The 226-nt window shown below is 50.4% G+C and carries 1 pseudogene; it reads left to right on the top strand.

The features are described 5' to 3' along the window. Positions 1 to 226 (top strand): annotated as a pseudogene (locus tag AMS65_RS20270) (CarD family transcriptional regulator); the annotation flags it as partial.

The following is a 226-nucleotide window of genomic DNA, read 5'->3' as shown; positions in this document are numbered from 1 at the left end:
ATTAAAGGCGAGGAAAAGCTCTACCTCGTTCTGAGGATTCTCGGACAAAATGATTTGGTTGTGCGAGTGCCAGCCAGCAATCTTGACCTTGTCGGCGTTCGTGACGTCGTTGACGACGAGGGCCTCGAAAATGTTTTCGAGGTCCTTCGTAAGACCAATGTTGAGGAGCCATCCAACTGGTCTCGCCGTTACAAGGCCAACCTTGAAAAACTCCATTCTGGCAACG

The organism is Leucobacter celer subsp. astrifaciens, assembly GCF_001273835.1.
GTDB classification, from domain to species: domain Bacteria; phylum Actinomycetota; class Actinomycetes; order Actinomycetales; family Microbacteriaceae; genus Leucobacter; species Leucobacter celer.
This window is presented reverse-complemented; position numbering and strand designations above follow the sequence as displayed.